This is a genomic window from Brevibacterium renqingii, from assembly GCF_017808095.1.
GTDB classification, from domain to species: domain Bacteria; phylum Actinomycetota; class Actinomycetes; order Actinomycetales; family Brevibacteriaceae; genus Brevibacterium; species Brevibacterium renqingii.
Map to the genome: position 1 here is coordinate 475546 of NZ_JADBHG010000002.1, position 18440 is coordinate 493985.

The following is an 18440-nucleotide window of genomic DNA, read 5'->3' on the forward strand; positions in this document are numbered from 1 at the left end:
GACGGTCGTGCTGCGCTGAGTGCCGCGATTGCGAGGCCGGCCCGCGGTGGGCTGATCCCGGTTACGGGGCGGAGCGCACACCGGAGCCAGCACAGGCGCGAGGCTAGACTGACGGTCATGAGCGAGACCCAGGCGGAGGTCGGCCCGCGCATCGGCGACCAGGTGTTCGAGGCGATGCAGGCGAGCATCCTCAATGGTGAGTACCCCAGCGGACAGCGGCTGCGGATCCGGCAGCTCGCCGCATCCCTGGGCACGAGTGTCATGCCCGTCCGTGAATCGCTCGCCCGGCTCGAGGAGGTCGGACTCGTCGAGACCAGTCCGCACCGCGGCGCCGTCGTCAAGACGTTCACCGCCGCGGAGCTGCTGCAGATCTATTCGGTGCGCCGCATCCTCGAAGTCGAAGCGACCGTGCACGGCGTGCAGAAGCTCGACGCTGCAGGGCGGGTCAGGCTGGACGAAGAGTTCGCGGCCATGGAGACCGCCCTCGCGGCGGGAGATGCTGCAGGCTACCTCGATCACGACGAGGAGCTGCTGGCGACGATCTACTCCGCCTCCGGAAATCCCGTCCTCGTCGAGACGATCCGCACCCTGTGGCTGCGCTGCCGCGCTTACAAACTCGTCGGCGCCAGGCAGGAGATCGCCGCCGACGCCCAGGCTCCTCTGCTCAAGCACCAGCGCCGACTCATTGAAGCCGTGGACGTTGAAGACGCGTCAGCGGCCGCCGAAGCCACCGAGGACTCATTCGACGATGCGCTCCGCCGGATCCGCGCCGGTCTGGTCTCCTAGAGACATCAGGGGTTCGGGTGTTCGCTCAGCGCCTCGGCGATGGCCTTGGCCTCACGCCGCAGCAGCGCGACGAGGCGCTCGACCCGGGACCCGGTGACCCGGTCGGCGATCGAGGCGATCGACAGGGCCGCGCGAGGACGGGACCCGCGGATCCGCAGGGGCACGGCCACCGCCCACGAGCCCTGGGCGAACAGGCCGGGATTATGGACGAAGCCGTCGATGCGGGCCTGCTCGATGATGTCGCGCAGCGCTTCGATCGAGACCTTCGGGTACCGTTCGGCCAGGATCTCAGCGTTGGCCGCGAACTGCGCGTCCACCTCGGCGGGGGAGAGTTCGGACAGGATCGCCAGAGATCCGGCACCGATGCCCAACGGGTGTCTGTCACCCACGGACAGGGCGTTGTTGAAGATCTCGCCGAAGCCCTCCTCACGGCGGGCGCAGATCGAATAGCTGCCCGTGCGCAGGGTGAGGAACACGGTGTCCTGGCTGAGCTCGGCCAGACGCAGCAGGCTCGACTCGGACTCCGTGACCAGCGGATCCACCGATTTCTGGGCCAGCTGACCGAGGATCTGCGACTGCACGCCCAGCCTGTAGCCGCCCTCTTCGAGGCGTTCGACATAGCCCATGGCGATGAGTGCCTGCAGCATCCGGTGGACGCTGGCCTTGGGTCGTCCGCTGATCGAGGCGAGCTCGGACAGACTCGCACCCTCGCGACTCTCGCCCGCGATGAGGCCGACGAGGTTGAGCAGGGTCAGCGCGCGTTGGATGCTCTGGGCACCGGTACCCGGTTCGAGCGCATCGACGGCATGAGCGACGTTGAACGAGGCGGAGCGGCGCAGGATCCTCCCGCGCATCCTGATGCGGTGCTCTTCGCGGAGGTCATCGTCGGGGTCGGCGCCGTTGTGCATGACTCCATTATGGACCGCGGCGAATGACCGCTGATCCACAGTGCTGATCCATGATGTGGAACGACAGTGTCCGGACGAGAGGGAGCAGCACGGCTCCGGATCCTAGACTCGAAGCGTGATCGACTCGAGAACGGAGACGGGCAAGGTGGGCGAAGCGGTCCTGCAGATCAGTGACGTGACATTCCGGCGCGGGCAGACGCAGATCCTCCACGGCATCGACCTGCATGTGCGAGCCGGCGAGCACTGGGTGCTCATCGGGCCCAATGGTGCGGGGAAGTCGACCCTGCTCAGCTTCGCCTCGGCGCAGGTGTTCCCGACCTCGGGGACCGTTGATGTCCTCGGACAGCGGATGGGCCGGGTCGAACTCGCCGCGCTGCGACGACTCATCGGACATGTGAATCCGCGTCATCCGCTGCGGTCGGATCTGAGTGTGCGCGAGGTCGTCCTCACCGGACTGACCGGCACCATCGAACGCCCGCTGCGGTGGGAGCCCGAGCCCGCCGAGATCGCGCAGGCCGACGCTCTCATCGCCGAGGTGGGGCTGAACTCCCGTGCCGAAGCGGGCTGGAAAGTGCTGTCCCAGGGGGAGCGGGGTCGGGCGCTCGTGGCCCGCGCGCTCATCGCCGATCCGCAGCTGCTGCTCTTCGACGAACCGACCACCGGCCTCGACGTCGCCGCCCGCGAACAGCTCCTCGAGACCATCGACTCCCTGTCCGTGCGTTCGCCCCAGCTCGCGACGCTGCTGGTCACCCACCACCTCGAGGAGATTCCGGAGACCACTACGCACGCCGCGCTCATCTGCCAGGGGCGACTGACCGCAGCAGGGGCCATCGACGAAGTGCTCACCTCGGAGCAGGTCTCCGCCGCCTTCGACCACCCGATCGAGGTCGGATACGCCGACCGGCGCTGGTCGGCCCGCGCCATCCGGCAGACTGCGGCGGTGGGCTGAGGCGGCGACCGCCATTGCGCCGGCACGCGCGCGGGCCTAGGCTTGAGGCATGAAGATGAGTACCGTCTGGAGCGTCATCGGCGCGATCATCGCCATCATCATCGCGTGGTGGGTGGTCAACGTCGCATTCTCCATTGCGTGGTTCCTCGTCAAAGCGGTCATCACCGTCGTCGTGGCGCTCGCCATCTTCGGCCTCATCAAGGCATCGCTGAAGTCCAAGGACCGCGACCGAACGCGCTGACCGAGCGTCTCAGAGATCGCCGAGGCTGGTGTTCGCCCCGCAGAGGACGACGCAGACTTTCTCCCCGTCCGTCGGCACATAGCCGTTGGTTGCGCCGTCGCTCCGGCCCCGCACTCCCGCCAGCGCCGTCGCCGCAGCATGCTCGACCGCCAGGCGGTGGTCGTCCCACAGATGCGCTCGCGCGGCGATGATCGCCGCATCATCGACCAGCACCGAGGTGACCAGATCCGATCGTGCCGCAGCCAGCGCCAGGGGAGTCGCCCGTCGTGCGCCGAGTGAATCGGCGGCCACGGAATCGACGGTCACGTCGACCGGTTCTCCGGCTTCGAGCGCGGCATTGAGCGCTCGACAGTTGCGCGGCTCCACCGCCACCGTGCGCACTCCGGCATGAGTCGCAGCGGTCGCGACGCCGGCGAACAGGCCGCCTCCGCCGACCGAGACGACGACCGTGTCGAGATCGGGCACCTGTTCGAGGATCTCGGTCATGAGCGTGCCCGCTCCGGCGGCGATGAGCGGATGGTCATAGGCGTGCGAGGCCAACGCCCCCGATGACGCGACGAAATTCCGGCAGGCCTCGGCCGCCTCGGCGAACTCCGCACCGACGAGTTCGACGGTCGCCCCATAGGAGCGCAGCCGCTCGACCTTGACGCCCGGAGCCGTGGTCGGCAGGAACACAGTGGCGGGAACGTCTGCCTCGCGGGCCGCCCAGGCGCAGGCCAGGCCCGCGTTGCCGCCCGAGGCGATCGTGATCCCCGCCTCGGGGAAGCAGCCGGCCTCGAGATGGGCTCGGATGAAGTTCTGCGCGCCCCGGGCCTTGAACGTGCCCGTATGCTGCATGAATTCGAGGGCGAAGTGCAGCCCGTCCTCCGGCGTCGAGGTGACCGTGACCGGGCGCACGCGTCCGGCGATCCGTGCGGCGGCGGATTCGATGTCGGGATGGGTCAGCTCAGGCATGCCACCAGCCTATGCGAGACCGGCTGCGGAGGTTGCGTCTCCTGCGGGTGGATCCACCTCGATTTTCCCGTGCGGATCGAAACGGATCCACCCGCAGGAGACATGCGCACAGCGGACGCGGACTGGGCACGGGGCACCGGGGCGCTGCTGACGCCGCCTCAGTGATGGATGGTCAGGCCGAGGTCGACGCCCTTGGTCTCCTTGACCAGGCTGACGCCGATGAGCGAGATGATGCAGACGATGATCATGTAGATCGCGATCGACAGCGAGGTGCCGGTCTCGGCGAGCAGGGTCTCGGCGATGGTCGGTGCGAAGGCGCCGCCGAGGATCGCGCCGAGCGCATAGCCGATCGACACACCCGAATAGCGGACCTGGGCAGGGAACATCTCCGCATACATCGCCGACATCGGACCGTAGGACAGGCCCATCCCGACGGTGAGGACGAAAATGCCGACGCCGTAGAGCCAGATGTTGGCCGTGTCGATCATGAGGAAGGTCGGGATGAGCCAGACGATGAGCAGAACGTAGCCGATCTGGAATGTGCGCACCCGGCCGAGGCGATCGGACAGAGCGCCGCCCCACATCGTGAACACCAGCCAGCCGAAGCTCGCGAGCGTCGTCGCCAACAGCACCGGTGCCCGGTCGAGACCGACCGTGCCGCCGTCTTCGAGCGGTCGGGAGGCGTAGGCGGCGAAGAAGGCGATGATCATGTAGCCGACCGCATTGTTGCCGATGAAGATGAGGGCGGAGAGCACGACTTCCTTCGTGTTCTTCCGAAACAGGGTTCCCAGGGGCGCCGAGGACTCGGCCTTGCGCTCGGCGAGTTCGGCGAAGACGGGACTCTCCTCGACCTGGCGGCGGATGTAGTAGCCGACGATGACGAGGACGACGGAGAGGAGGAACGGGATCCTCCAGCCGAAGCCGGCGAACTGCTCGGGGCTGAGCACCGTGGTGAGCACCCAGATCACGCCGGTGGCGAGGATCATTCCGACGGGTACGCCGATCTGCGGGTACGCGCCGAAGATGCCGCGCTTGGAGATCGGTGCGTGCTCGACCGAGAGCAGCGCGGCCCCGCCCCATTCGCCGCCCGCCGAGAAGCCCTGCAGGATCCGCAGCAGGGTGAGCAGGATCGGCGCGCCAATGCCGATCATCGCGTAGTTCGGCAGCAGACCGATGAGCGAGGTCGCGGCTCCCATGAGGATGAGCGTGAGGACGAGCATCTTCTTCCGTCCGATGCGATCGCCGAGGTGGCCGGCGATGATCGCGCCGAGCGGCCGGAAGAGGAACGAGATGCCCAGTGAGGCCCAGGCCATGATCTGGCCGAGTGCCGGGTTGTCCGAGGCCAGCGGGCCGAAGTACTGGGCCGAGAGGACGAGGCCGGCGGCCTGGGCGTAGATGAAGAAGTCGTACCACTCGATGGTGGTGCCGACGAGCGTGCCTGCGAGGACTTTGCGTTCCTCATGGGTCATGTTCTGTGCGGAGGTCTGTGACATGCGAGCGGTCTCCATTGACGTTCGGGCTGATGGGTGTCGGGCGCGCTGCGCCCCCACCGTCTGACCGCCGACTGCGCCGGTGATGCACCGGAGTCCGCCGGTGCTGTCCGCAGCGCTCGCCTTCGAGCAGCCGCTGGGCAGGAGCCGGCTGGCAGACTGTTCGGTCAGTAATTGCCTCCGACTATATTGCAGGAAGTGGTCGATGTCACCTGCGTGTCAGCCGAGGCCCCGTGCCCCTGGCCGCGGTGCTCAGAGTACGATCTCGATGAGATGGGGGCCGTCGTCGGCCAGCGCCGAAGCGAAGCTGCGATCGAGGTCCTCAATCGTGTCGACGCGTGACGCGGGCACGCCCATGCTCTGTGACAGTGCGCTCCAGTCGATGCTCGGCTGATCGATGTCGAGCAGAGAGCTCGCCTTCGGGCCGAACTCGGGAACACCGACATTGGCCATCTCGTTGCGAAGGGTCTGATATCTGCGGTTGGCGAAGACGAGGACGACGATGTCGAGCTGCTCCCGAGCGTAAGTCCACAGCGACTGCGGCATGTACATTCCAGAGCCGTCCGACTCCAGTGCGATGACCTTGCGATCGGGGCTGGAGACAGCGGCTCCGACGGCCACAGGGAGGGCCCATCCGATCGATCCGCCCGTTCCCCCGAGATAGTCGTGACGCCGCGACTGCGCGGTCTGTGCGTAGAAGTCGCGCCCGGTCGTGATCGATTCGTCGAGGACGATCGCATTCTCCGGGACTGCCCCGGACAGCCACGCCGCGAGCTTCTCAGCGGTGATCGATCCGCTCGGAAGACCTGCCGGTGAGAATTCCGCTCGGAAGGACGGGAGCAAGCTGTCCTCTGAGCTGACGCCGCGTCCGACGGCTTCATCGAGCGTCTCGAGACTCGACAGCGAGTCGGACCCGATGGGACTGACCGTGTAGAAGGTCGTTCCCGGAGCTGTGAGGACGCTCGGTTTGTCGGGGTAGGCGAAGAAGGCCACCGGCGGCTTCGCATCGACCAGGACGATCGCGTCGAACTTGCGCAACAGCGCGATGGAGGGCTCGACCGGGTAAGGGATCTTGGTGACCGTGTGTCGTCCTTCGCCGCGTTCCGTGCGTGGCGCGAATGTCTCGGCGAGAAGGGAAGCTCCCGTAGCCTCGGCGATGCGTGCAGCGATTTCGAGCTGCGGTGCGCGCAGCGAGCGTCCTCCCAGGAGGATCGCCGTCCGGGAGCCGGCGGTCTCAAGACGGCGTGCAGCAGCTTCGACGAGATCTGCATCGATAGCCTGGATCGGAGGATTCACGGCTGTGGGAGTCCCGTCGATCCGATCGGCGGGGTTCCAAGCGGTGTCGGCCGGGAGGATGAGTGAGGCGACCCGGCCCGGTCGGCTGAAGCCGATTGCGTCGGCGGCGTCTGCGGCGATCGTGTTCGCCGAGGGGGAGGTTCGAACCCAATCGCTGAACGGACGAGCCGCACCCTCGATGTCCGAGGTCAGAGGAGCATCGAGTTCGCGATGGTACCCGGCGTGATCACCGATGACGTTGACGATCGAGGAGCGAGCGCGCAGACCGTTGTGGAGGTTCGACAGGCCGTTCGCCATTCCCGGCCCGAGGTGGAGCAGAGTGGCCGCGGGCCTGTCGAGCATTCTCGAGTAACCGTCGGCAGCCCCCGTGGCCACACCCTCGAACAGGGCGAGTACACCCCTGACCTGAGGATTGCGGTCGAGGGCGGCCACGAAGTGCATCTCCGAGGTTCCGGGATTGGCGAAGCAGACGTCGATGCCGTTGTGCCCCATCGATTCCAGCAGGCTCTCCGCACCATTCATGTCATTCTCCTTCAAGTCTGTGTTCGTCACCGTCGAAGTCTCGTCACTCGCACCGACGGGATCAGGTTAGCCGACCCAGGATGAACCGTCCGAGCGGGGATCTGAAGCGGCTTGGACGCTGTCACCGCGAAGATCGATGACGTTGGCGTGGCCGAGGGAGTCGGAATGCCGCGGCACAGTTCGCAGCTCCCCTTCGGCCCCCGTGGCGAGGATGCTTTTCACCTCGGCGTCGACATCGTCTTCGACTGTGATGGTGCGGACAGGTGCGGACGCAGCTTTCGCTCCTGACACCCAGCGGGGCCAAGCGGTGGCTTCAGCTGGAGTGGCACCGCGGAGCAGGTGGATGAACAGGCGGGAATGGATCTGCGCCTGAGCTTTGCCGCCCATCGTCGCCTGGACGATGACGGTACCTCCCGTTCCATCAGTGATGAGCACCGGCATCAGAGTGTGCGGGGGACGCGTCCGCGGTCTGACGAACTGCGGTGAGGCAGCGTCCAAGGAGAACATGGAGCCCCTGCATTGGAACAGGACCCCGGTCTCCGGGTCGAAGCACAGGGAGCCGAAGGACGAGTACAGGCTCTGGATGAGCGAGACGGCCAGCTCACCGTCCGAGGCGGCGATGCCGATCGTGTCCCCGCCCGCCGCCGGCGCCGGTACGGGTTCGAGATCGTCCCTGACAGCGGCGAGCAGCTCTGAGCCGGTGACGCCCTCGGCGAGGACCGAGTCCCGGATGGCATCGGACTGGGTGAATGATTCGATCCACACCTCGGCGAGTGCGGCATCTGTCATCGCGGAGACGTCGGTGCTTGTGCCGAGAGAAGTCGCCAGGTCGTCGAGCAGCCGCAGCAGCCCGAATCCCTGGGAGGGGGCGCCGCCGGTGTGAACGGTCAGACCGGCGAAATCCATCGACAGTGAGGGGGTGGACCGCACCTCGTATTCTGAGAAGTCTTCCGGTGTGAAATCCGGACGCACCGTCGTGAGATAGGAGTGGACCCTCGAAGCTGTCTGGCCGTGGTAGAAGTCGTCGAGACCAGCTTCGGCAAGGCGGGCGAGAGTGGCGCCCAAGGCGGGGTTGGCCGCATGGGTGGCGTCAGCGAATTCAGGACCGAACATCGCCTCCATGAGCTCCCGACCCGCTGCCGACTCCTGCGAGACCTCATCGATGAGGGTGCGCACGGAGCGGCCGATCTCATAGCCGCGGGCATGCTCGACGGCAGGAGCGAGAATCGTCGGCAGGGGAAGGGATCCATAGTTGTCATGGAGGTGCTTCCAGCCCTTCACCGCTCCCGGCACCGTGATCGATTCCGGCCCCCGCGAAGGCACCCGCCCCGAAGTTCCCCAGGCCTTGCTGTCGACACCTGCGGGAGCATAGCCGAAGGCGTCGATGAGCTCCGGTTCCGCGCTTCCCTGAGCCACCAGCGCGGTCAGATCGCCGCCGATCGAGGTGTTGTGGGGGTAGACGACGGTGAGCACCGCCGCCGCAGCGAGCGCGGCATCGACGGCGTTGCCGCCTTCGGTGTACATGAGTTCGCCGGCGGCGGTGGCGAGGTGATGGGGTGTGGCGATGGCGCGCTGAGCAGGCATGGGAGTCTCCAGTGATGGTGCGGTATCGGTGTCGGAAGCCGGGTCGCCCGGCGGTCTGCTGCCGGACGGCTCGAGGCCGGGATCAGAGGATGCGGGAGAAGAACGTCTTCGTTCGCTCGTTCTTCGGGCGCGAGAAGATGTCCGTCGGCGGGCCCTCTTCTACGATGTTGCCGTCGGCCATGACGACAAGCCTGTCGGCGACCTCTCGCGCGAATCCCATTTCGTGGGTGACGAGCATCATCGTCATCTCTTCGGCCGCGAGCTCCCGAACGACGTCGAGGACCTCACCGACCATCTCGGGATCGAGGGCCGAGGTGGGCTCGTCGAAGAGCATCAGACGGGGACGCATCGCCAGCGCGCGTGCGATCGCCACGCGCTGCTTCTGGCCGCCGGACAGACGTGAGGGCTTCGTGTCGGCGCGGTTGGACAGTCCGACCCTCTCCAACAGCTGCATTCCGCGGTCCCTCGCCTCCGACCGTGACAGCCCGAGAACCTTCCTGGGCGCGTGGGTGACGTTGTCGAGGGCCGTCAGATGAGGGAAGAGGTTGAAGTGCTGGAAGACGAAGCCGATCTCCTTGCGCGCGTCCCGGAGACGAGGGCCCCTGAGTTTGCGAGGCGTGCCGCCGGTGCCGTCGCGGTGCTGGACCTCCATGCCTGCGACATGGACCTGACCGCTGGTGATGGGGTTGAGGCCGTTGACGGTGCGCAGGAGGCTCGTCTTCCCGGCGCCGGAGGGGCCGACCAGGACGACGACCTCGCCGCGTTCGACCTGCAGGCTGACGGAGTCGAGGATGTCGACTCCGCCGAGCTCGAGATGGACGTCGTCGATCTGCACCAGCGGGGCAGTGGACGTGCTGTTCATGACCGAGTTCTCTTCCTTTGCGGATGGTGTCAGGGTCTCTGACATGTCACACTCCCGTCTTCGCGTCGGCTGGGGCAGGCAGAGGGGTCACCAGTCCGGGACGTCTCGCCCTCTTGCTGGGGATGAGCAGCTCCAAGGTCCGTGAGAGCACCCCCTGTTGGGAGTCGAGTCCCATGTAGCGGTCGAGGCGGTTCTCGATGAGGCCCTGGATAAGAGTCCAGATGGTTGTGAGCGCCAGATAGTAGATGGCCGCAACCAGGAAGATCTCGAACGTCCGGAAAGTCGAGGCGCTGAAGCCCTGAGCCACTAGGAACATCTCACTGACGCCGATGATGCTGAGCACGCTCGTCTCCTTCATCAGCTGATTGAAGATGTTCCCCAGCGGCGGCACCATCGTGCGCACGGCTTGGGGGAGGACGATGGTGAGCATCGTCTGGTGAGGTTTGAGCGCGAGGACTTCCGAGGCCTCGAACTGGCCGGAATCCACGCTCGAGATGCCGCTGCGGACGATCTCGGCGATATAGGCCGCCTCGTGGATGGTCAGGGTGACTATCGCGGCCTGGATCACTGCTTGGATCGTGAAAGGCCCGGCGTGGATGTCGCTGAATCGGAAGATTCCCGCGGCGGCCAGACCGGAGTAGACGATGACCAGCTGCACGAGCAGCGGGGTGCCCCTGATCACCCAGATGTAGAGGTTGCCGATCGTCTTGAGCACGATGTTGCCGGAGCGCAGGAGCAGTGCGATGAGTACGCCGAGGACCAGCGCCAGCACCATCGCGACGATCGAGATGGCAATAGTCACCCACAGGCCGGCGACGAAGTCCTTGTTCGGTGTCAGCAGATTGGTCCAGAAGAATGCCCAGTCGAAGTTCATTCCTCCTCCTCAAGTGCCATATCGGCGGAATCGTACTGTTTGAGGATCTCCTCGTACTGACCGGACTTGACGAGTTCATCGAAGGCGTCGGAGAGCGCATCCTGCAGCTGCGAGTTGTCCTTCTTCACCGCAGCGCCGATGTCGATGAGGCCGAAGGGCTTGCCGACGACCTGCATCTGACCGTTGGTCTTGCCCACGGTGTAGACCGCGGCCGACTGAGTGTCGACGAAGGCGTCGATCTGGCCTGTCTGCACCTGCTGCATACCCATCGTGCCGTCCTCGACCTTGACGGTGTCGATCGCGCCCTTGCCGCCCTCGGAGCAGGTCTCCTTCTGCTTCTTGACGTACTCCTCGGCAGTGGTCGAGACCTGATAGCCGATCTTCGTTCCGCACAGCGAGTCATCGAAGCCGGCGATCTCCTTGGGGTTGTCCTGGCTGACGACGACGGCCTGACCGGACTGCATGTACGGCACGAAATCGACGATCTCCTCTCGCTCGGGTTTGATGTAGAGCGAGGACATGATGACGTCGCATTGCGTCGCCTGCAGGGTGGGAATGAGAGAAGCGAATTTGGTCTCGTGGAATTCCGTCTTCAGGCCCATGAGCGGACCGAGGACGCGGGCGATGTCGGTTTCGCTGCCGGTCTCGACGTGGTCGGTCGTGTAGTAGGCGTTGGGCGGATTTCCGAAGGAAGCGCAGACGGTGAGCACTCCCTCCTTCATCGTCTTCGGGGTGTCGACGACAGCTTCGACGTCCTTCCCGATATCGACATTGGCCGTCTCCGCCTGTGCGCTGTCGCCGCCATCGGAGGAGCCGCAGGCAGCCAGGGAGAGTGCGGCGAGCGCGGCTGCCGCCACCGAGCCCCAACGGTTGAGAGACTTCATCGTCTGCACCTTTCTAGTGGTCCAACCAGTTAGCTGGGATGAACAGTAGCAGTGCGAATGTGACGTATGCAACACGATCGTGTACATTCTTGGAATACGAGAAAGCACCGTGTCGGCGCGGTTCTCCGGGTATTCGGGGGTGTCGTGGGCGAACGCAGGTCAGTTGCGACCATGGTTCTGCGCGTCGTGCCGGCAGCTGTGCTGCACGACAAGTGGTCGGACCAGTAGAGATTCGACGGGAAGGCAGGTGGCGTGGTGAGCAGAGAGAGTTCCGCGCACTCCGTAACAGGCCTGCGACCGGACTGCGGTCGGAATCTGGAGGCGAGATGATTGGGGCCGGTCCGGCCCTGACCGGCACCTCGACGATGATGCGTGCGGTGATGGACGCCATCGGTTCGGGTGAGCTCGAGCAGGGAGAGAAGCTCGATTCCGAGAGGGCGTTGGCCGCTCGGTACCGGATCAGCCGGACGACGGTGCGAGAGGCGCTCAAGGAGCTCGAAGTCAGAGGGTTCGTCCGGCGCGTGCATGGCAGCGGCACTTTCGTCAGCTTCGATCGCGAGAATGAGCACAAACGCTCGATGCTGGGCACGGGGACGGAGACCGAGCGTCAGTTCCGCGAGGTGATGGACCTGAGGCAATCGCTCGAACCGGCGATCGCCTTCCGGGCTGCCAAACGCAGCAGCGCCGAGACCGACGCCCTCGAGGAGATCCTTGCTCGCGCTGAGGCGATGGACCCGGCGAATCACTCCGACTTGGCAGCTCTCGACACGGAGTTCCATGTCGCTATCGCCGCTCTCACTCTCAACCCGCTGCTCGTCGACCTGCTCACGGAGACCCACGAGGTGTTCGGATTCACCCGAAGGGCCGAGTTCCAGTCGGAGAGTCGCATCCGCACCTCTCTCAACGGGCACCGTGCGATCACCGACGCGATCGCACGCGGCGACGGACCGGCGGCGCGAGAGAGCATGGAAGAGCATCTGAGGGACATCTCCCAGGTCATCGCGTTCTGAAGCGGTGCTCGTGGAGCCCACTCGACCGCGCATTGCGCTTTGGCGGTGGTCATCGATGAGTCAGTGCTCCGATGGGATGTTGCTGCTGGGTGCGGTTATCGTGGCCGTGAACGCCGCGTCTCGGGCTGCGCGCGCCACGTCCTGTTGGTTGCGGACTGCGCGCCGCGTCCTGTGGGCCGCGGCCTGCGCGGGCAGCGGAGACGAGCGGGACCGCGCCGCGAGCCGAAGAGACACGAGAGCCGAAGGAGAGGACCCGACGATGGCAGCCACCGTGATCCTGGTCAATGGGCTCCCCGCCTCGGGGAAGTCCACACTCGCCTCTGACCTCGCCGCAGCGGCGGACGTGCCCTTCCTCTCCGTCGACGAGGTGCTCGAACGCCTCGTCGATTCAGTGAACTACCGCTTCCCCAGGGATCCGGCTCACGAGCTGGCGGACAGGGTGGCGTGGAAGCTGGCCGCTCTGGTCGAGGACACGGTGGTGGTCGAGTCGTTCTGGGCTCTGGAGCGTGATCTCGACAGCGTCAAGGAGGGGCTGCGGACCGCCGGGGCCGAGGAGGTCGTCGAAGTGTGGTGCGACGCTCCCTTGGAAGAGGCCGTCGAGCGATACGAGCACCGCGACCGACACGGCATCCACGAAGACGACCCGAACGACGTCGACCTGTGGCGGCGCAGCGCACCGCTCGAATTGGGACCGGTCGTGCGCATCGACACGAGCACCGATTCGGCCAAGGCATCGGGAACGCAGGTCCTCGCCGCAGTGCGGGACGTTCTGGCCCAGAACGCACGATCGGGCTCTTCTGACACCCCTTGAATGCGTCGGGCAACACAGCTAAGTTCAGGAAACCACGCGGAAACCTCAGAGAGGGAGGCAGCATGAAGGGCAAGCTTCTACTGGCAGCAGGAATCGGAGTGGGGTATGTCCTCGGCTCCCGTGCCGGACGACAGAGCTACGAATCGCTCAAACAGGCCGTGCAGGACCTGTGGAGCGACCCCAAGGTCCAGGACCGTGTGTCCGATATCGAAGACACGGTGAAGGAGAAGGCTCCGGTCGTGCAGGACAAGGCCGAGCAGGCGCTCAAGAGCGCCGGCGAGAAGTCGAAGCAGGTCGGCAGTGACGTCAAGTCGAAGATCTCCGGCGACTCGGCTCAGGGCCCCACGGAGGACATCCATGGCTGAGATCTCGGACACCGAGCACTTCGGGGCCAGCCGAGCGGCCATCGAGGCAGAGCTCGGCGTCATCGCCACCGAGTGGGAGCAGCAGGGCCGCCTCGAGCCGGTGGTGGACAAGGACACCGGGGAGATCCACCCCGACGCCGAACAGGAGCTGCTCAACCGCTTCTGACCGGTCTCATCGCACTCCTATGACAATTACCGACCGATTGGTTAGTATATTCTCCAGGAATCGGCAGCGGCGCCGAACTCGGCCGCCGTGAACCGGGAGACGTCGTTTCACCAGGGAGAGCAAGCATGACCGAGACCCTCAGTTCCTATGTGGCCGGAGGCTGGCACACGCCTGGTGCGACCGACAGTGCCCGTGCGGTGCACGACGCAGGCACCGGTGAGCTCCTCCACCAGGTGAGCTCCGCGGGCATCGACTTCGCTGCCGTCGACGCCTACGCCCGGAACACCGGTCTGCCGGAACTCCAGAAGCTCACCTTCCACCAGCGCGGGGTCATCCTCAAGAAGCTCGGAAGCTGCCTCATGGAGCGGACCAAGGGCTATCACGAGATCTCGTTCACCACCGGCACCACGAAGCGCGACGCGTTCGTCGACATCGAGGGCGGCATCGGCACGCTCTTCACCTACTCCGGCATCGCCCGCCGTCAGATGCCGAACTCGACCGTCCACCTCGATGGCGGGATCGAGCGCCTGTCGAAGAACGGCACCTTCGTCGGCCGGCACATAATGACCTCCAGGCAGGGTCTGGCGCTGCAGATCAACGCCTTCAACTTCCCGGTCTGGGGCATGCTCGAGAAGTTCGCCCCGATGTTCGTCGCCGGCGTTCCCGTCGTCGTCAAACCCGCCACGGACACCGCCCACCTGACTCGCGCGGTCGTCGACGACATGGTCGGATCCGGCCTTCTCCCGGCCGGTGCCATCCAGCTCGTCAGCGGCGACGTCACCCCGCTCTTCGACCACCTGTCCGAGCAGGACACCATCGCCTTCACCGGCTCCGCTGCGACCGCTCGGCGCCTGTCCGGACTCGACTGCGTCACCGAGCGCGGCACCCGATTCTTCGCCGAGGCGGACTCGCTCAACTTCTCCCTGCTCGGCCCCGACGCCGGCCCTGGCACGGAGGAGTTCGACCTCTTCGTCTCCGGCGTCGTCGCCGAGATGACCGTCAAGGCCGGACAGAAATGCACCGCGATCCGTCGCACCCTCGTGCCCGAGGCCCACGCCGAGGCGGTCGGTGAGGCCATCATCGCGAAGCTCTCCACCCAAGGGGTGGGTGATCCGCGGGAGAAGTCCACGCGCTTGGGCCCGGTCGTCTCCGAGAAGCAGCGCGCCGACGTCCTCGATTCCATCGACGCCATTCTCGCCGGCGGCGCCCACCTGCTCGCCGGCGGACGGGAGGAGTCCGACAGGCTGGCCGCCGAACACGGCGGTGCCTATGTCGCGGCCACCGTCCTGCAGGCCGATGATGCGTGGGCCGATGCCGTCCACGACATCGAGGCCTTCGGGCCGGTGACCTCGATCATCGCCTATTCCGACACCGAGGAGGCCGTGCGTTTGGCCGCCCGTGGCCGCGGTTCGCTGGTCGGCTCCGTCGTCACCCACGATGCTCGGTTCGCCACCGAATTCGTCCGCCGGATCGCCCCCTGGCACGGGCGCGTGCTCGTCCTCGATCGTGATGATGCCGAGGAATCGACCGGGCACGGCTCACCGCTGCCCAACCTCATCCACGGCGGGCCGGGTCGTGCCGGCGGCGGAGAGGAGATGGGCGGTCTGCGCGGCGTCGAGCACTTCATGCAGCGCACCGCGATCCAGGCCTCACCGGACATGCTCACCGCCATCGGCGGGGAATGGGTGAACGGATCGGAGCGCCGCCTCGGCGAGCATCCCTTCACGAAGTCGCTCAACGACCTGCGTATCGGCGATACCCTCGACTCCGAGTGGCGCGAGGTCACACTCGACGATATCGAGCACTTCGCGAACTTCACCGGCGACACCTTCTACGCGCATATGGACGAGGAGGCGGCGGCCGCGAACCCGTTCTTCCCGGGCCGCGTGGCCCACGGCTACCTCATCGTGTCCTTCGCGGCCGGTCTCTTCGTCCAGCCGGACCCGGGCCCGGTGCTTGCGAACTACGGCCTCGAGGGGCTGACCTTCATCACGCCCGTCTCGCCGGGCGACAGGCTCAAGGTCACGCTCACGGCCAAGCGGATCACCCCGCGCGAGACCGATGAGTACGGCGAGGTCCGGTGGGACGCACAGGTCGTCAACCAGAACGACGAACCCGTCGCGAACTACGACGTGCTCACCCTCGTGGCGAAGGAGCACTGAGGCGGCGGGCCCGGGGGACGCGGACGGTCAGAGAGGCCGGTCGGACCCTCAGGGTGGCCGGGGTCCGGGCGACCGCATCGCCGTCGGCGACGATCTCGATGGGATCCGCGCCCTCGGGGGTCGAGATGTGGACCTCGCGGGCGCGGCCGAAGTGGATGTGCGGGTGCCGATCGTGCTTACCGGAGCTGAACGCGACGAGTTCGGCGGCGAGTCGCGGCAGGGCGACGTCCTTGAGGAGGACGATGTCGATGAGCCCGTCGTCGAGGGCGGCTGTGGGGGAGAGCCTGAGCCCGCCTCCATAGCGGCCGGAGTTGGCGAAGCCCGCCGTGTAGCCGCGGAAGGCGGTGCGCTCGCCGTCGACGGTCAGTTCCAGATCGATGCATTCGGGCGGCAGGATCGCGCGCACGATCCCGTACAGATAGACCCAACGGCCCTTGACGCACTTCGCTGCGTTCGCATGCCGCTGCACGGCCGAATCCAGGCCGAGGCAGACGTTGCCGAGGCTGACCTTCCCGTCGAGGTCGAGGACGTCGATGACGCGGTCGCGCCCCTCGGCGATGACGGACACGGCCGCCTCGATGCCCTTCGGGATGCCGAGCTTGCCGATGAGGTCGTTGCCGCGGCCGCCGGCGATGATGCCCAGGGCGGTTCGAGTGCCGAGGAGTCCGGCCGCGACCGAGCGTGCCATCCCATCGCCGCCGAGCGCGACGACGACGGGCGCCCCCTGTGCCGCGAACTCCGCGGCCAATTCACCGGCGTGATCTTCGCTGTCGCTCGTGATCAGTGCGGCCTCGAGTCCGTGGGCGGCGAAGGCCGCACGCAGCGGCTCGATCCGCCTGAGCACGGCGCCGTCGCGGGCCGCGGGATTGAGGATGACGACGACTGCCGTCGGGTCCGGGGCCCCGTTGCCCCGCGCGCCGTCATTCATAACGTGGTCGGCCCATTCATGAGCTTGCCGGGATTCATGATGCCCGCCGGGTCGGCTTCGGCCTTGGCCGCACGCAGCATCCGCAGCCACAGATCGCCTGTCTCTGCGCCGAGCCAGGGGGCATGGTCCGCCCCGATCGAATGGTGATGAGTGATCGTGCCTCCGCCGCCGACGATGGCATCGCCGGCCGCGGTCTTCATCGCCTTCCACTGCTTGAGCTCCTCGCCTTCCTGAGCTCGGGCGAAGACGGTGTAGTAGAGCGAACAGCCCGAGGCGTACAGGTGGGAGATGTGGCAGAGCACCAGGGCCGGTGTGCCGCGTTCAGCCGATGTCTTCTCGATCTCCGCCCGGATCGTATCGTGGAGTTCCTCGATCCGGGACCACGGCGCCGCCGTCTCCAGGGTCTCGACCAGGATGCCCTCGGTCAGCAGCTGATCGCGCAGGTACGGGGTCGAGAAGCGGTGCTTCTCCCACATGGCCTCAGGGGTGGCTCCCAGCCCCACGCCCCTGTGCTGACGGGCGATCGTCCGGGCGGCCGACCGACGGGCTCGGGCCTCGGCGGTGCGGCCGTCGAAGCGGACCACCAGCAGGCAGGGCGTCGAGATGCCGCGGGCGCGCAGATAGGCGAGCACACTTCTGCGCTGGAGTCCGCTGCCGAGCTGCGCGAGCCCGAAAGCGGTCTCGTTGACATCGGAGAGGCGCGCGATATCCGGCCGCAGCCCTGACTGCTCCATCTCCCGCAGAGCCGCGGCGCCCGAGGCGAAGTCGGGGAAGAACCAGGAATCGGGCACGCTCGCCTCCGGCAGGCGTCTGATCTGCAGAGTCACCTCGGTGATGATGCCGAGAGTCCCTTCGGAGCCGACGAACATCTGGCGCGGATCGGGCCCGGCCGCCGTGGCAGGAGTCGAACTCAGTCCGATCGGACCGTTCGGGGTCGAGCAGCGCAGCCCGAGCACGTTCTCGTCGGTGCGTCCGTATCCGGTCGACTGCTGACCGGCTGACCGGGTGGCGACCCACCCGCCGACAGTGCTGAACTCGAAGGACTGCGGGTAATGGCCGAGCGTGAGGCCTCCGGCCTGCAGACGCTCTTCGAGGTCCGGTCCGAACACCCCGGCCTGGACGGTCGCCGTCAGCGACTCCTCGTCGATGTCGAGGATCTCATCGAGCCGTGACAAGCTGAGGCAGACGCTGCCGGCCAGACCCGGTCGGAACGCATCGAGGCCGCCGACGACGCTGGTGCCGCCGCCGAACGGAACGACCGCGATGTGCTCCTGCTGGCAGACGGCCAGGAGTGCGTCCACCTCGGCGGCGGAACCGGGCCAGATCACGGCATCCGGAGCGAACGGCAGCTCGCCTGTGCGCAGCCGGATGAGGTCGGGCAGGCTGCGTCCTGCCGCATGCCTGACGCGGATCGCATGGTCGTCGCGGACGAAGTCCTCGCCCACGACCTCGACGAAGCGGGCGTGCACCTCGTCCGGGAGCTCGGGCTCGGGCAGGCGGATGTCCTCGAGTCGTACGGGCCGGCGGTCGACGCCGCGGGGCCAGCCGCACACCTTGCTCAGCAGCTTCCTCGCCCCGGGCTTGACCGGGCCGTCGTGCCCGTCCTCGCCCCAGCCCCACCAGCGCATCCGCGGTTGAGTGTCCATGT

18 protein-coding genes are annotated in these 18440 nt (G+C 66.6%); 8 read left to right on the top strand and 10 right to left on the bottom strand.

What is annotated here, in order from left to right; all coding sequences use genetic code 11:
• Positions 1-117 precede the first annotated feature (117 nt).
• On the top strand, positions 118-786 hold the full coding sequence (locus IIE29_RS07160; protein WP_209324530.1) for a GntR family transcriptional regulator: 669 nt from the start codon (positions 118-120) through the stop codon (positions 784-786).
• Between the two features lie 5 nt (positions 787-791).
• Here the strand turns inward: IIE29_RS07160 and IIE29_RS07165 are convergent, their stop codons facing one another.
• Entirely contained in the window at positions 792-1733 is a 942-nt protein-coding gene (locus IIE29_RS07165) for an IclR family transcriptional regulator (RefSeq protein ID WP_343071829.1), read from the bottom strand.
• 76 nt (positions 1734-1809) lie between these two features.
• Between IIE29_RS07165 and IIE29_RS07170 the strand changes: the two genes are divergently transcribed.
• On the top strand, positions 1810-2643 hold the full coding sequence (locus IIE29_RS07170; protein ID WP_343071830.1) for an ABC transporter ATP-binding protein: 834 nt from the start codon (positions 1810-1812) through the stop codon (positions 2641-2643).
• A 49-nt stretch (positions 2644-2692) separates the two neighbouring features.
• A complete protein-coding gene (locus IIE29_RS07175; RefSeq protein ID WP_209324531.1) occupies positions 2693-2884 on the top strand; it encodes a hypothetical protein in 192 nt (63 codons plus the stop codon).
• 9 nt (positions 2885-2893) lie between these two features.
• On the opposite strand, the gene IIE29_RS07180 is transcribed toward IIE29_RS07175, so the two are convergent.
• From IIE29_RS07180 to IIE29_RS07210, 7 genes are all read right to left on the bottom strand, one after another.
• On the bottom strand, positions 2894-3838 hold the full coding sequence (locus IIE29_RS07180) for a serine/threonine dehydratase (protein WP_209324532.1): 945 nt from the start codon (positions 3836-3838) through the stop codon (positions 2894-2896).
• 158 nt (positions 3839-3996) lie between these two features.
• On the bottom strand, positions 3997-5331 hold the full coding sequence (locus IIE29_RS07185; protein ID WP_425491440.1) for an MFS transporter: 1335 nt from the start codon (positions 5329-5331) through the stop codon (positions 3997-3999).
• A gap of 249 nt (positions 5332-5580) precedes the next feature.
• Complete coding sequence (locus tag IIE29_RS07190) at positions 5581-7146, bottom strand: acetolactate synthase large subunit (RefSeq protein ID WP_209324534.1); 1566 nt, start codon at positions 7144-7146, stop codon at positions 5581-5583.
• A gap of 66 nt (positions 7147-7212) precedes the next feature.
• The gene (locus tag IIE29_RS07195; protein ID WP_209324535.1) at positions 7213-8730 is read right to left on the bottom strand and encodes a gamma-glutamyltransferase; all 1518 of its coding nucleotides are present in this window, start codon (positions 8728-8730) and stop codon (positions 7213-7215) included.
• A gap of 82 nt (positions 8731-8812) precedes the next feature.
• Positions 8813-9592, bottom strand: coding sequence for an amino acid ABC transporter ATP-binding protein (locus IIE29_RS07200; RefSeq protein ID WP_246475777.1), 780 nt, complete (start codon positions 9590-9592; stop codon positions 8813-8815).
• A gap of 46 nt (positions 9593-9638) precedes the next feature.
• The gene (locus IIE29_RS07205) at positions 9639-10466 is read right to left on the bottom strand and encodes an amino acid ABC transporter permease (protein WP_209324537.1); all 828 of its coding nucleotides are present in this window, start codon (positions 10464-10466) and stop codon (positions 9639-9641) included.
• Entirely contained in the window at positions 10463-11350 is an 888-nt protein-coding gene (locus IIE29_RS07210; protein ID WP_209324538.1) for an ABC transporter substrate-binding protein, read from the bottom strand. The genes IIE29_RS07205 and IIE29_RS07210 overlap by 4 nt, the downstream gene beginning before the upstream one ends.
• Positions 11351-11676: 326 nt before the next feature.
• Between IIE29_RS07210 and IIE29_RS07215 the strand changes: the two genes are divergently transcribed.
• From IIE29_RS07215 to paaZ, 5 genes are all read left to right on the top strand, one after another.
• Positions 11677-12360 (top strand): FadR/GntR family transcriptional regulator, encoded by a 684-nt coding sequence (locus IIE29_RS07215; protein ID WP_209324539.1) that lies wholly within the window; start codon positions 11677-11679, stop codon positions 12358-12360.
• A gap of 259 nt (positions 12361-12619) precedes the next feature.
• Positions 12620-13171 carry a P-loop nucleotide/nucleoside kinase family protein gene (locus IIE29_RS07220; protein WP_209324540.1) on the top strand — a complete coding sequence of 184 codons (552 nt, stop codon included), beginning with the start codon at positions 12620-12622 and terminating at the stop codon, positions 13169-13171.
• Between the two features lie 62 nt (positions 13172-13233).
• Complete coding sequence (locus IIE29_RS07225) at positions 13234-13536, top strand: YtxH domain-containing protein (RefSeq protein ID WP_209324541.1); 303 nt, start codon at positions 13234-13236, stop codon at positions 13534-13536.
• Complete coding sequence (locus IIE29_RS07230) at positions 13529-13702, top strand: hypothetical protein (protein ID WP_209324542.1); 174 nt, start codon at positions 13529-13531, stop codon at positions 13700-13702. The genes IIE29_RS07225 and IIE29_RS07230 overlap by 8 nt, the downstream gene beginning before the upstream one ends.
• Before the next feature lie 125 nt (positions 13703-13827).
• Entirely contained in the window at positions 13828-15864 is a 2037-nt protein-coding gene (gene paaZ, locus IIE29_RS07235) for a phenylacetic acid degradation bifunctional protein PaaZ (protein ID WP_209324543.1), read from the top strand.
• On the opposite strand, the gene IIE29_RS07240 is transcribed toward paaZ, so the two are convergent.
• Positions 15839-16792: a diacylglycerol/lipid kinase family protein gene (locus tag IIE29_RS07240; RefSeq protein WP_209324544.1), complete on the bottom strand. Its 954-nt coding sequence runs from the start codon at positions 16790-16792 to the stop codon at positions 15839-15841. The two genes, paaZ and IIE29_RS07240, sit on opposite strands and share 26 nt — an antisense overlap.
• Complete coding sequence (locus IIE29_RS07245) at positions 16789-18438, bottom strand: FAD-binding oxidoreductase (RefSeq protein ID WP_209324545.1); 1650 nt, start codon at positions 18436-18438, stop codon at positions 16789-16791. Before IIE29_RS07245 ends, IIE29_RS07240 begins: the two co-directional genes overlap by 4 nt.
• Positions 18439-18440: the final 2 nt, after the last annotated feature.